The following is a 13,507-nucleotide window of genomic DNA, read 5'->3' on the forward strand; positions in this document are numbered from 1 at the left end:
TGCGCACCCTCGCCACGCAAACAGCAGGGTCAACCCGGAGCCCACCCGGTGAACACCGGGATCTCTGGCGGGCGCGAGAGGTCTCGACAAGCTCGACCAGCAATGGCCGGGTCAGTGGGCCATGGCCTCGCGCAGCGGGGCTTCCCAGCGGGAGCGGATCTCGTTCAGCGGCAGGGCGAACTGGCCGACGACCTCGAACTCGGCCAACTCGGTGACCTCACCGAGGCGCTGCAGCGGGATCTCGTGCTCGACGCACAGCGCCGCGAACTCGGTCGCCGACGAGGCCGGCAGCGAGACGATCGCCCGGCCGGGGCTCTCGGCGAACAGCTGCATGGTCGGGTCGCCGTCCGGCAGGGTCACCGCGACGCCCAGCCCGCGACGCAGGCAGGACTCCACCAGCGCCTGGGAGAGGCCGCCGTCGGCCAGGTCGTGGGCCGAACTCAACAGCCGGGCCTTGGACGCCGCCACCAGCACCGTGGCCAGCCGCTGCTCGTGGTCGAAGTCGGGCAGCGGCGGCATGCCGCCCAGGTGCCCGTCGTGGATCACGTTCGCCCAGGTGCTGCCGGAAAGGTGCTCGCCGGTCTCGCCGAGCAGGAACACCGCGTCGCCGGCGTGGGCGAAGCCGAGAGTGGTCCGGTCGGCGACGTCGTCGATCACGCCCAGCACACCCACCACCGGGGTGGGCAGGATGTTGGTCTCGCCGGTCTGGTTGTAGAAGGAGACGTTGCCTCCCGTGACCGGGGTGCCCAGCGCCTTGCAGCCGTCCACCAGGCCGAGGATCGCCTCGGAGAACTGCCACATCACCGCCGGATCCTCGGGCGAGCCGAAGTTCAGGCAGTCGGTGATGGCGACCGGTTCGGCGCCGGTGACGGCCACGTTCCGGTAGGCCTCGCACAAGGCGAGCTGCGCGCCCAGGTAGGGGTTGAGGTAGGCGAACCGGCCGTTGCAGTCGGTGGCCAGTGCGATGCCGAGGCCGGTCTCCTCGTCGATCCGCAGCATGCCGCCGTCCTCGGGCTGAGCCAGCACCGAGTTGCCCCGCACATAGCGGTCGTACTGGTCGGTCACCCAGGACTTGTCGCACAGGTGCGGCGAGCCGGCCAGCCGCAGCACGGTGTCGGCCAACTCCTCACCCGACCGCGCCCGGGGCAGCGTCTCGGCGGTGTCGGCGTTGAGCGCGTCGATCCAGTCCGGACGGGCGTAGGGCCGCTCGTAGACCGGGCCCTCGTGCGCGACGGTGGCCGGGTCGACGTCGACGACGACCTCGCCGTCCCATTCGATCAGCAGCCGGTCACCGTCGGTGACCTCACCGATCACGGTGGCCAGCACGTCCCACTTGGCGCAGATCTCGAGGAAGCGGTCGACGTTGTGCGGCTCGACGACCGCCATCATCCGCTCCTGCGATTCGCTCATCAGGATCTCTTCCGGGGCCAGCGTGTGGTCGCGCAGCGGCACCGTGTTCAGGTTGACGTGCATGCCGCCGTCGCCGGCACTGGCCAGTTCGGACGTGGCACAGGACAGCCCGGCCGCCCCCAGGTCCTGGATGCCCGAGATCAGGTTCTCGGCGAACAGCTCCAGGGTGCACTCGATCAGCAGCTTCTCCATGAACGGGTCGCCGACCTGCACCGCCGGACGCTTCGCGGGCCCGTCCGCCTCGAAGGTCTCCGAGGCCAGGATGGACGCGCCGCCGATCCCGTCCCCGCCGGTCGCGGCGCCGTAGAGGATCACCTTGTTGCCGGTGCCGGAGGCGAAGGCCAGGTGCAGGTCGTCGTGCCGCAGCACCCCGACGCAGAGCGCGTTCACCAGCGGATTGCCGTAGTAGGAGGGGTCGAAGACCACCTCGCCGCCGATGTTCGGCAGGCCCAGGCAGTTGCCGTAGCCGCCGACGCCGGCGACGATCCCGGGCAGCACGCGGGCGGTGTCAGGGGCGTCCAGCGGGCCGAAGCGCAGCGGGTCCATCACGCCGATCGGCCGGGCGCCCATCGCGAGGATGTCGCGGACGATGCCGCCCACGCCGGTCGCCGCGCCCTGGTAAGGCTCCACGTAGGAGGGGTGGTTGTGCGACTCGATCTTGAAGGTGACCGCCCAGTCGCCGCCGATGTCGACCACGCCGGCCTGCTCGCCGATGCCGGCCAGCAGCTTGCCACGCGGGGTGTCCCGGCCCAGCTCGCCGAACTTCTTCAGGTGCACCTTGGACGATTTGTAGGAGCAGTGCTCGGACCACATCACCGAGTACATGGCCAGCTCGCACGAGGTCGGCCGGCGTCCGAGGATCTGTCGGATCTCCAGGTACTCGTTCTCCTTCAGGCCCAGAGCGGCCCAGGGCTGCTCGAGATCGGGGGTTTCGGCGGCATGCGTCACGGTGTCGACCACGCCCACAAGTTACCGTCTCGGCGACCTCGTCCGATGCGTGTCCCGAGGTCGCGGTTTGGGTACGTATCGGGCGTGGCGCCGTGGTCACGGGCCTAGAATTCGAACCGAGGGAGGGCGGTGAGGCTGATGTCCGACTCAACGAGCGGCGTGCTGGCCATCGACTGCGGGCAGAGCGGTATTTCGTGGAGCATCTCAGGTGCGGGCCCAGGCTTCCTGGGCGGGTCCGGCGCCGGCATCGACACCGGCCGTCCGGTCGAGCCACAGATCGCCGAGCGGGTACGCGCCATCCTGGACGACACCGGCGCGCGGCCCGGCGTTCTGGCGTGCGGTTCCCCCGGCCTGGACCGTCCGGATGCCGAGGCGATGCTGGGTGCCCTGCGACACACCTCGGTCGACCGGGTCGCCCTGGCCCATCATTCGACCACCAGCTACCTCGGCGCACTCGGCAACGCGCAAGGCGTGGTGATCGCCTGCGACACCGGCGTGGTCACACTCGCGGTCGGCGCTGACGAGGTGGCCCGGGTGGACGGCTGGGGCTGGCTCGCCGGCGACTCCGGCTCGGCGTACTGGATCGGCCGCAACGCGCTCGAAGCCGCCCTGCAGGGTTACGACGGACGCCGCCAGTCGACGGTGCTGACCGAGATGTTCGCCGACGACTTCGAGGATCTCGAACTCGCCTACCTGGAGTTGCAGACCGATCCCGATCGGGTGGCGCGGGTGGCGTCCTATGCGGTCAAGGTCGACGAGGCTGCGGCCACCGACCCGGTGGCCCGGAACATTCTGGACAAGGCGGCCGCGCATCTCAGCGAGGCGGTCATCGCGGCGGCGCATCGGGTCGAACTCGGACGGCATGAACCCCCGGTGGTATGTGCGCTCGGCAAGACGTTCACGTCGTGCCGGATCAAGGATCGGTTCGTCGAGTTCCTGGCGATGAACTGGCCCTCGTTCGAGTTGAGCAAGCCTCGCGGCGACGCACTGAACGGGGCGGCGTTGTTGGCAGATTTGGACGAGGGTCCGCTCAGCAGCAGGGTCTACCGGGCGTTCCGCTGATCGAACCCCTGTTGATCGAGCTTGTCGAGATCCTGGTTTCGACACGCTCAACCAGCAGTGGTGCAGGACTGGCTCAGCCGGTGACGACCGCGGAGAGGAAGCGCTCCAGCGAGGCGAAGAAGCCGCGTCCGTCCAGGCTCGGAGAGGTGAGTTCCTCCATGTTGTGCTCGGGGTGCGGCATCAGGCCGACGACGTTGCCGCGGGCGTTGGTGATGCCGGCGATGTCGTTCATCGAGCCGTTGGGGTTGCCCTCCAGGTAGCGGAAGACGACCTGGTTCTCGCCCTCGAGCCGGGCGATGGTGTCGGGGTCTGCGACGAACCCGCCCTCGCCGTTCTTCAGCACGATGGTGATCTCTTGGCCTGCGTCGAACGCGCAACTCCACACGGTGTCGACCGATTCGACCCGCAGCTTCTGGTCGCGGCAGACGAAGGTCCGGACGTCGTTGCGGATCAGCGCGCCGGGCAGCAGATGCGACTCACACAGCACCTGGAAGCCGTTGCAGATGCCGAGCACCGGCAGCCCTTGGTTCGCCGCGGCGATGACCTCGGTCATGATCGGGCTGAACCGGGCGATCGCCCCGCAACGCAGGTAGTCCCCGTAGGAGAACCCGCCGGGCAGGATCACCGCGTCGACGCCCTGCAGCGACTCGTGCGCATGCCACAGTGCCACCGGCTCGTGGCCGGCCAACTTCACCGCGCGTTGCGCGTCGTGGTCGTCGAGCGAACCGGGAAAGGTGACGACGCCGATCCGGCTCACTGCTCGACCCGGACGTCGAAGGCCTCGATCACGGTGTTGGCGAGCAGCTTCTCGGCCGCCTCGCGCACCTGGTCGAGCCGTTCGTCGGTGAGGTCGCCCTCGACGTCGACCTCGAACCGCTTGCCCTGCCGGACGGTCAGTCCGTCGAACCCGAGCCGCTTCAGGGCCCCGGTGACGGCCTTGCCCTGCGGGTCCAGGATCTCGGGCTTGGGCATCACATCCACGATCACGCGCGCCATGCGGCACAGCCTATCGGTGTGCGCGACGGCGTCCGGACGCTTCCACGGCGGCCCCTGATCCGGACGGGCGCCGAAACGGCTCCCCACCGAAGGTGAGGAGCCGTCGCACCGGTCGAGTGGACCGCAGCAGGTGCCGCGTCAGGACAGCCTGATGGTCGCGCGCACCATGTTGTGATCGGACGGGATGACGCCGGAGAAGCTGCCGTTGGACTTCAGGTCCATGACCACCTTGTACTCCAGCACCTTGATCGACTTCGCAGTCAGGATGTAGTCGATGTGGGCGCCCAGCGCGTAATTCTTGCGGCTGGTCGGCTTGGACTTGAAGTTGTTCAAGGTGTCGTACTTGGTGTTGATCAGCTTCTGGGCGGTGGCCTTGCTGGTCGACTTCATCTTGTGGGTGTTGCCGAGCGGGTCGATCACCAGGCCCGACCTCATCATCGCGTCGTAGACCTGGTTCGCCGAGGTCAGCTTGGTCGCGGAGAAGTCGCCGAGCATCACCACCGGCAGCCCGCTACGGTTCTCGGCCCTGATCTCGGCGATGATCTTCCCCGCCTGCTTCTTGCGCAGCGCCCGGGTCTTCTTGCTCTGACCGGGCTCGGTGTGGGCGTTGGCGACGAAGAACCTCCGCCCGTCGGTGCGGTCCTTGAAGATCGCCCACGCCACGAACCGCGGGCCGGAGGTGGCCTTCTCGTTGTCGAGCTGCTTCGAGCCATGGTCGAGCAGGCTCAGCCGGTTGCTGTTGTAGACGATCCGGACGTCGGCCGCCGCACCGTTGTTCACCTTCTTGCACTTCTTGTAGCTGGTGCTCTTGGCACAGCCGTAGCGCTTGTCGTTGGTGAGTCGGTAGGCACCGCCGAGGCGATTGGCGAGGTCCTCGAACTGGGAGATCTTGGTGCCCTTGAGCAGACCGGGCGAAGCCTCCTGCAGGCCGACCACGTCGACCTTCTCGTCCTTGATCTGCGAGATCACCTTGGCTCGGCGAGTCTCCCACTTCTTCTCGCGGCCGTTGGCGCGCATGGAGATCGAACAGTTGGCGCAACGCACGTTGAAGCTGGCCACACGAAGAGAGCTCGCCGTCCCGGACGCGGTGGGCACGGCAGCGACCTGCCGAGCGAGCGGGTCGGCGACCGCCTGAACAGCAGCCGGGGAGATGCTGAGCAGTGGCAGCGACAGGCCGAGCGCGAGGATCGCGGTCCGGCGGCGCGCGGACGAGCGGGGTGGGGTGGGGGAAAGGGGGAATCGGGACACGGGGGGTTGTCCTTTGCTGAACTTTTTCCAAGCTGACTCTCAGCTTGTGTTCAGCATCTTATGCTATTCGTCCGCGAGGTAACAGCGGGGCGATTCAGGCGGCGAAGGTGCGTCCGGTGAGCTTCTCGTAGGCCTCCACATACTTGGCCCGGGTGGCGGCGACGACCTCTGCCGGCAATGGCGGCGCCGGAGTGTCGGACGCCTTGTCCCAACCCGATTCGCGGGTCAACCAGTCGCGGACGAATTGCTTGTCGAAGGACGGCAGCGCCACTCCGGGCTGCCAGAGTTCGGCATCCCAGAACCGGGACGAGTCGGGGGTCAGCACCTCGTCGGCGAGCACCACCGAGCCGTCGGCGCGGCGTCCGAACTCGAATTTGGTGTCGGCCAGGATGATGCCGCGTCCACGGGCGATCCCTTCGGCGCGGGCGTAGATCGCCAGGGTGAGCTCGCGCAACTGGTCGGCGAGTTCGGCGCCGTGCAGTTCGACGATGGTGGCGAAGTCGACGTTCTCGTCGTGCTCGCCCAGCGGCGCCTTGATGGCGGGGGTGAAGATCGGCTGCGGCAGCCGCGAGCCGTCCACCAGTCCGGCGGGCAGTTCGATGCCGCACACCGTGCCGGACACCTGATATTCGGCCCAGCCCGATCCGGTCAGGTAGCCGCGCGCGACGCACTCCACCGGGACCATCTCGAGCCGCTCGGCCACCACCGCCCGGCCCCGAACGCTTGCGGGAACATCGGTGCTCACGACGTGGTTGCCGACCACGTCCGCGAGCTGCTCGAACCACCACAGCGACAACTGGTTCAGGATCGCGCCCTTGTCGGGGATGGGCGTCGACAGCACCTGGTCGAAGGCGGAGATGTTGTCCGTCGCCACCATCAGGATCGTGCCGTCGGGCATCGCGTACAGCCTGCGCACCTTCCCGGCGTGGATGAGCGGCAGGTCCAGGTCGAAGTCGGTCACGGCGCTCAGTCTAGAGAAGCGCCGATCGACGCACGCACGTCCGGGGACGGTTCTCGAACGTGCGAGATTCGCACCTCGGGGGACGGTTCTTGAACGTGCGAGATTCGCACCTCGGGGGACGGTTCCTACACGTTCGACTTTCGCACCTCCGGGGACGGTTCTTGCGCATGCGAATTCCGAACGGGCGAGAACCGTCCCCCGGCATGCGAATTTCGAACGCCGGAGAACCGTCCCCCGGCGTGCGAGATTCAAACGCGAGAGAACCGTCCCCTGGCATGCGAACTTTCGCCCATGGCCGCTGCTGAGTTCCCCGCCCGAGGGTGGGGCGGGGTCACCAGGCGGCTCCCACCACCTCGGCGAGGAGGGTTCCGGCGTCCACGTCGAGGCCCTTGCGGACGAACCAGTCGGCCATGGTGCGGCAATCCCGCTCCAGGTAGCCGAAGCCGTTGGGGTTGCTGACCAGGTCGAGCACCTGCGGCACGTCGATGATCACCAACTCGGGTTCGGCACCGTCCAGGCCGCGAACCAGCACGTTGAACGGGCTGAGGTCGCCGTGCACCAGTTGCAGCCTGCCGAAGCGGATCATCGCCTCGACCACCTGCGGCCACAGCCAGCGCAGCTGGTCCGCCGACGGGCCGCACTGGGCCAGCCGGGGCGCGGCGGCGTCCCCCTCGGCGATGAACTCCATCAGGATCTCGCCGCCGTCGATCTGCACCGGGTACGGCACCCGGACGCCGCCCTCCCACAGCCGCTTCAAGGTGGCGAACTCGGCCTGCGCCCAGCGGGTGGCCTCGGTTTCGCGACCGAAACGCGATTTGAGCCGGACGGCCCGGTTCTCGCGGCTGTCGCGTCCGCGCCGGCCTTCGGTGTAGCTGCTGGCGCGGTGGAACAGCCGGTGGTCGGACGATCGGTAGCGCTTGGCCGCCAGCAGGCAGGCCTCGCCCTGCGGCACCGCACGTTCGAGCAGGAAGACGTCGGCCTCCTTGCCGGATTTCAGGATGCCGAGTTCGGTGTCGAGCGCCGCCTGTGAGGTGACCAGCCAGGACGGCCGTGGTTTGGGACCGCGCGAGGACCGATCGACGTTGCGCCACGTCGACCAGCGTTGATCCTCACCGAGGTCTTCGGATATTTCGGTATAGCTCAGCGCAGCCCAGTCGAAGGCTGCGGGATTGTCGAGTGACAACGGGTTCTCCTGTGGAGGGAGGCCCGGCGATGCGGCGGACGGCCGCGAGGATTCAGTGGCTGCGGGCCTCGAACGGACGGGACGCGAACGCGCCCGGAACAGTGATGGACATGACGCGCCTCCCTTCCAGAACAGTGATACCGGACGCCAAGGTTACTCCCGGTCGCGCGATTCCGACAGACCAGTTGCGCGCCGGCAAGCAGATCCCGGGTCGGAGCCCGGGCTGACGGTGAGAGCCCGATCGCCGTTGCCTCTGTCATCCCGGCGAACGCCGGGATCTCCGCCGCCGGCATAGGGAGAGGAGAGCCCGGGATGACAGGTAGTCGGGATGACGGGCAGCGGGATCACCCGTCGTGCGCGTCCGTTCACCGTCCGTTCGTCCGCACAGGCGATAATGCAGACCAGCCGGGACGGCGCTGCCGCCCACCGATCGAGGAGTCCTCGTTGAGCCTGTTGCGCAGCACTCTCGCGCCAACACCCCGCACCCTGGTCGACATCTTCCGCGAAACCGTCGCCGAATGTGCGGACGCCGACGCACTCGACAACGGCGCCACCCTGCTCAGCTACGCCGATTTCGCGGACGCCGCCGACGAACTGGCCGATGAGCTGGCCGGCCTCGGCGTCGGCCCCGGCGACAAGGTCGGGGTGCGGATCGCGTCCGGCACCACCGACCTGTACGTGGCGATCATGGGCATCCTGCTGGCCGGCGCCGCCTACGTGCCGGTCGACGCCGACGACCCGGACGAACGCGCCCGCACGGTGTTCGCCGAGGCCGACGTCCGCGCCGTGATCGGTAACAAGCTGGAGATCGACCCCCGCGGGCCGGCACGCCCGGCCGTGGGTCGGGTCGATCCGAGCCTGGACGACGACGCCTGGGTGATCTTCACCTCGGGCTCCACCGGCAAGCCGAAGGGGGTCGCGGTCAGCCACCGCAGCGCCGCCGCCTTCGTGGACGCCGAGGCGCGCATCTACCTGACCGACGCGCCGCTGGGTGTCGGCGACCGGGTGATGGCCGGGTTGAGCGTCGCCTTCGACGCCTCGTGTGAAGAGATGTGGCTGGCCTGGCGCTACGGCTGCTGCCTGGTGCCGGCACCCCGTTCGCTGGTCCGTTCCGGCATGGACCTGGGGCCCTGGCTGCTGGCCAACCGGATCACGGTGGTCTCCACGGTGCCCACCCTGGTCTCGTTGTGGCCGGCCGAAGCACTGCGCCGGGTCCGGCTGCTGATCCTGGGCGGCGAGGCCTGTCCGCCCGAACTCGGCGCCCGGCTGGTCACGCCCGGACGCGAGGTGTGGAACACCTACGGACCCACCGAGGCGACCGTGGTGGCCTGTGGCGCCAAACTGACCGGCGAACCGCCGATCCGGATCGGACTGCCGCTCGACGGCTGGGACCTCGCCGTCGTCGACCCGGACGGCAACCCGGTCTGGGCCGGCGAAACCGGCGAACTGATCATCGGCGGCGTCGGACTGGCCCGCTACCTCGACCCGGTCAAGGACGCGGAGAAGTACGCTCCGATGCCGTCCCTGGGCTGGGAGCGGGCCTACCGCTCCGGTGATCTGGTGGTGAACGACGAAGCCGGGCTGCTGTTCGTCGGACGTGCCGACGACCAGGTGAAGGTGGGCGGACGCCGGATCGAGTTGGGTGAGATCGACAACGCCCTGCTCGATCTGGACGGGGTCAGTGGTGCCGCGGCGGCCGTCCGACGCACTGGTTCGGGCACTCAGCTGCTGGTCGGCTACCTGGCCGTCGAGGACGGTTTCGACATCAACGCGGCGCTGGCCACGCTGCGGGAGCGGCTGCCGGCGCCGCTGGTGCCGCGGCTCGCGGTGGTCGACGAACTGCCCACCCGCACCTCGGGCAAGATCGACCGGGACGCGCTGCCCTGGCCGTTGCCGGACGCCGGCGGCGACGGTCCCGAGCTGCAACTCGCGGGCACCCGGGCGATGGTCCGGGACCACTGGGAGGCGGTGCTCGGCACCAGGGTCGGCTCGCTGGACGCGGACTTCTTCGATCTCGGTGGCGGCTCGCTCAGCGCCGCCCAGATGGTGTCGCTGCTGCGCCGCACCCATCCCGAGGTGACGGTCGCCGACATCTACGACCACCCGCGACTGGCGGCGCTCGCCGACCACCTGGACGAGATGGCCACCCCCGCGTCCCAGCTGAACTCGAACGTCCGGCCGGTCCCGGTCAAGACCCAGCGCGGACAGTTGGCGGCGCTGCTGCCGCTGCGCACCATTCCCGGTTTGCGCTGGACGATCTGGGCCGCGGCCGGCGCCAACCTGGCCCACGCCGCCGGGATGACCTGGCTGCCCACGCTGTCCTGGTGGTGGATCGCGACCGGCGCGATCCTGTTCATCCTGACGCCGACCCGGATGCTGACGACCGCCGCCGGGGTCCGGCTGATCCTGGCCGGCATCGGGCCGGGTGAGTATCCCCGCGGCGGCAAGGTGCATCTGCGCTTGTGGCTGGCACAACGCTTCGCCGACGAGATGGGCGCCGAGTCGATCGCCGGCGCCGTGCTGCTGCGCTGGTACGCCCGGCTGCTCGGGGCCCGGATCGCACCACACGTCGATCTGCACAGCACCCCGCCGGTGACGGGGTTGCTGCGGCTGGGCGAGGCCTGCTCGATCGAGCCCGAGGTCGACCTGAGCGGCCACTGGCTGGACGGCGACCGGCTGATCATCGGCGAGATCCGGGTCCGCAAGGGCGCCCGGATCGGAGCCCGCAGCACCCTGTGCGCCGGCACCGACGTCGGCGCGGGCGCCGAGGTGGCGCCCGGTTCGTCGGTGTTCGGACGGGTCGGCACCGGCGAGTACTGGTCGGGTTCACCGGCGGTGAAGGTGCGCGACCGGGCGCGCGGACCCTGGCCCGAGCAGCCGGCGAACAAGCCGATCTGGCTGGCGGCCTATGCGGCGACGGGCGTGTTGATCGCAGGCTTGCCGTTGCTGGCCAGTCTGGTCGGGCTGGCGGTGCTGTGGCCGGTGCTGGCGGCGTCCACCTCGGCCGGTGCTGCCCTGCTGGCGGTGCTGCCGTGGCTGCTGCCCGCGGTGCTGGTCGGCTATCTCAGCCTGGCGGTGCTGATCTGGGCGCTGGTGCGGCTGCTCAGCCGAGGCCTGGCGCCGGGCCACTACCCCGTCCAGTCCCGGCTGTCGTGGCAGGCCTGGTCGATCATCCGGGTCCTCGACGAGGCGCGGACCTGGCTGTTCCCGCTCTACTCCAGCTTCCTCACCCCCGCCTGGCTACGGGCGTTGGGGGCCACCATCGGCAAAGAGGTGGAGGCGTCCACCGTGCTGATGATCCCCAGCCTGGTCACCGTGGACGACGGCGCGTTCCTGGCCGACGACACGCTGATCGGCGGCTACGAACTGGGCGGCGGCTGGCTGCGGATCGAAGAGGTGCGGGTAGGGAAACACGCCTTCATCGGCAACTCCGGCATGGCCGCACCGGGCCGCAAGGTGCCCAAGGGCGGCCTGGTCGCCGTGCTGTCGGCGGCACCCGCCAGGTCGCGAGCCAAGCGTGGGACGTCCTGGATCGGCTCCCCGCCCACCAAGCTGCGGCGCACCGCCGCGAGTGCCGACCAGTCCCGCACCTACGCCCCAGGTGTCCGGCTCAAGGTGTTTCGGGCGTTGGTGGACATCTGCCGGCTGATCGCGCCGCTCACCCTGGTCACCCTGACGATCCTGTGTGTGACGGCGCTGGTCTGGCTGGCCCAGGGCGGCTGGTGGTTGGCAGCCCTCCTGTCGGGCGTGGTCCTGGGCATCGGCGGCGTGCTGGCGGCGGCGTCCGCGACGATCGCGAAATGGGTGCTGCTGGGCAAGCTGACGCCGTCCGATCATCCGCTGTGGAGTTCGCTGGTGTGGCGCAACGAGCTGGCCGACATGTTCGTCGAGATGCTCGCCGCGCCGTGGTTCGCGCATCCGACGATGGGGACGCCGGCGCTCAACGCCTGGTTCCGGTCGATGGGTGCCAAGGTCGGCGCCGGGGTGTGGTGTGAGACGTACTGGCTGCCCGAGGCCGACCTGATCGACCTGCGCGCCGGGGTCACCGTGAACGCCGGCTGCGTGGTGCAGACCCACCTGTTCCACGACCGGGTGCTGAGCATGGACACCGTCACGTTGCGGGCCGGCGCCACGCTGGGACCGAACAGTGTGATCCTGCCGGCGGCGACCATCGGACGACACGCTACGATCGGGCCGGTATCGCTGGTCATGCGCGGTGAATCCGTCCCTGACAAGACCCGATGGATCGGAAACCCGATCGCTCCGTGGCCGGCGTCCGAGCCGTTCACGGAGGAATGATGCCCGCAGCCGACCCGTACGTCCCTGGTCATGGGAGCCGGCGCTATGCCGTGGGCTGCTACCGGCTCGACCTCGACTACAAGGTCACCACCAACCACCTGACCGCCCGCGCGGTGCTCGAGATCGAGGCGCTCGAAGACCTCGACCACCTGGCCCTCGACCTGTACGGGCTGAGCGTCTCCCGGGTCCGGGTGGACGGACGGCAGGCCCGCTACGCCCATCGGGAACGGAAGTTGCGGATCACCCTGCCGTCGAAGACGAAGCAGGGTGGACGGCTCAAGGTCGAGGTGCAGTACGCCGGCAAGCCGCGTCCGATGCCCAGCGTGTTCGGGCCGGTGGGCTGGGAGGAACTCACCGACGGCGTGCTGGTCGCCGCCCAGCCGTGCGGTGCGCCGTCCTGGTTCCCGTGCAACGACCGGCCCGACGACAAGGCCCGCTACCGGTTCGCGGTCACGGTGGCCGAGAGCTATCGGGTGATCGCCAACGGGCGGCTCGAGGAGCGCCACAAGCGCTCGGGGCGGACGACCTGGCATTTCCGGCAGGACGAACCGATGGCGCCCTATCTGGCCGTGCTGCACATCGGGCACTACGTCAGCACGTCGGCCGGCGAGCGAGTGGAACTGGTGCATCCGCGCGGCGTCACCGTGGGTGCCGGGACGGCGTTCGAGCGGCAGGCCGACATGGTGGACACCTTCGCCGAGCTGTTCGGGCCGTACCCGTTCGGGCGCTACGCGGCGGTGATCACCGAGGACGAACTGGAGATCCCGCTGGAGGCGCAGACTCTGTCCACCTTCGGCGCCAACCACGTCGAGGCCGGCTGGGAGAACGAACGGCTGGTCGCGCACGAACTGGCCCATCAGTGGTTCGGCAACAGCCTGACCGTCGCGTCCTGGAAGGACATCTGGCTGCACGAGGGGTTCGCCTGCTACAGCGAATGGCTGTGGTCCGAGGCGTCCGGGGGCCGCAGCGCGGCTGAGTGGGCGTCCGAGCATCATCGACGACTCGCCGAACTGCCGCAGGATCTGGTGCTGGGCGATCCCGGCCGCGAGCTGATGTTCGACGACCGGGTGTACAAGCGCGGTGCACTCACCCTGCACGCCCTGCGCGGCGTGCTGGGCGAGCAGTTCTTCCCGATGTTGCGCGACTGGACGGCGGCCAACCGGTGGTCGAGCGTGACCACGGAGGAGTTCGTCGCGCATGTCCAGCGCTATACCGATGCTGACGTGGCGGGGCTGATCGACGCCTGGGTGTACTCGACTCCCCTCCCCTCGCTCAGCTAGCCCATCCACACCGTCGGTCGAGATTGTCTCGGCCACCGCTGGTCGAGCTTGTCGAGACCCCTGTCGTCACCGTTGGTCGAGCTTGTCGAGACCTCTGTCGGTCACCGTTTGTCGAGGCCC

The 13,507-nt window shown here is 69.2% G+C and carries 7 protein-coding genes and 2 pseudogenes; 3 read left to right on the forward strand and 6 right to left on the reverse strand.

Going from position 1 to position 13,507, the window contains the following annotated elements; genetic code table 11:
• Positions 1-111: 111 nt before the first annotated feature.
• The gene (gene purL, locus Q0066_RS03180) at positions 112-2,370 is read right to left on the reverse strand and encodes a phosphoribosylformylglycinamidine synthase subunit PurL (protein ID WP_298129972.1); all 2,259 of its coding nucleotides are present in this window, start codon (positions 2,368-2,370) and stop codon (positions 112-114) included.
• A gap of 126 nt (positions 2,371-2,496) precedes the next feature.
• Here purL and Q0066_RS03185 point away from each other — a divergent pair, with 126 nt between their 5' ends.
• Positions 2,497-3,420 carry a BadF/BadG/BcrA/BcrD ATPase family protein gene (locus tag Q0066_RS03185; RefSeq protein WP_298129974.1) on the forward strand — a complete coding sequence of 308 codons (924 nt, stop codon included), beginning with the start codon at positions 2,497-2,499 and terminating at the stop codon, positions 3,418-3,420.
• A 73-nt stretch (positions 3,421-3,493) separates the two neighbouring features.
• Here Q0066_RS03185 and purQ read toward each other — a convergent pair whose 3' ends face one another.
• From purQ to Q0066_RS03210, 5 genes and pseudogenes are all read right to left on the reverse strand, one after another.
• The gene (gene purQ, locus Q0066_RS03190; protein WP_298129976.1) at positions 3,494-4,177 is read right to left on the reverse strand and encodes a phosphoribosylformylglycinamidine synthase subunit PurQ; all 684 of its coding nucleotides are present in this window, start codon (positions 4,175-4,177) and stop codon (positions 3,494-3,496) included.
• Positions 4,174-4,431 (reverse strand): annotated as a pseudogene (gene purS, locus Q0066_RS03195) (phosphoribosylformylglycinamidine synthase subunit PurS); the annotation flags it as partial. The gene purQ and the pseudogene purS, both read right to left, overlap by 4 nt.
• A gap of 123 nt (positions 4,432-4,554) precedes the next feature.
• On the reverse strand, positions 4,555-5,664 hold the full coding sequence (locus tag Q0066_RS03200; protein WP_298129978.1) for an endonuclease/exonuclease/phosphatase family protein: 1,110 nt from the start codon (positions 5,662-5,664) through the stop codon (positions 4,555-4,557).
• Between the two features lie 112 nt (positions 5,665-5,776).
• Positions 5,777-6,625, reverse strand: a pseudogene (locus tag Q0066_RS03205) (phosphoribosylaminoimidazolesuccinocarboxamide synthase); the annotation flags it as partial.
• 331 nt (positions 6,626-6,956) lie between these two features.
• The gene (locus tag Q0066_RS03210) at positions 6,957-7,808 is read right to left on the reverse strand and encodes an RIO1 family regulatory kinase/ATPase (protein WP_298129982.1); all 852 of its coding nucleotides are present in this window, start codon (positions 7,806-7,808) and stop codon (positions 6,957-6,959) included.
• Between the two features lie 444 nt (positions 7,809-8,252).
• On the opposite strand from Q0066_RS03210, the gene Q0066_RS03215 reads away from it, so the two are divergent.
• On the forward strand, positions 8,253-12,107 hold the full coding sequence (locus tag Q0066_RS03215) for a Pls/PosA family non-ribosomal peptide synthetase (protein ID WP_298129983.1): 3,855 nt from the start codon (positions 8,253-8,255) through the stop codon (positions 12,105-12,107).
• Positions 12,107-13,387: a M1 family metallopeptidase gene (locus Q0066_RS03220; RefSeq protein ID WP_298129985.1), complete on the forward strand. Its 1,281-nt coding sequence runs from the start codon at positions 12,107-12,109 to the stop codon at positions 13,385-13,387. Before Q0066_RS03215 ends, Q0066_RS03220 begins: the two co-directional genes overlap by 1 nt.
• The last annotated feature ends 120 nt before the right edge of the window (positions 13,388-13,507 follow it).

Source organism: Micropruina sp. (assembly GCF_027492755.1).
Classification (GTDB): domain Bacteria; phylum Actinomycetota; class Actinomycetes; order Propionibacteriales; family Propionibacteriaceae; genus Micropruina.

Bases quoted from the DNA above. Each gene is read 5' to 3' on its own strand.
- Q0066_RS03185 (WP_298129974.1), top strand. From the start codon at position 2,497: ATGTCCGACTCAACGAGCGGCGTGCTGGCCATCGACTGCGGGCAGAGC.
- Q0066_RS03220 (WP_298129985.1), top strand. From the start codon at position 12,107: ATGCCCGCAGCCGACCCGTACGTCCCTGGTCATGGGAGCCGGCGCTAT.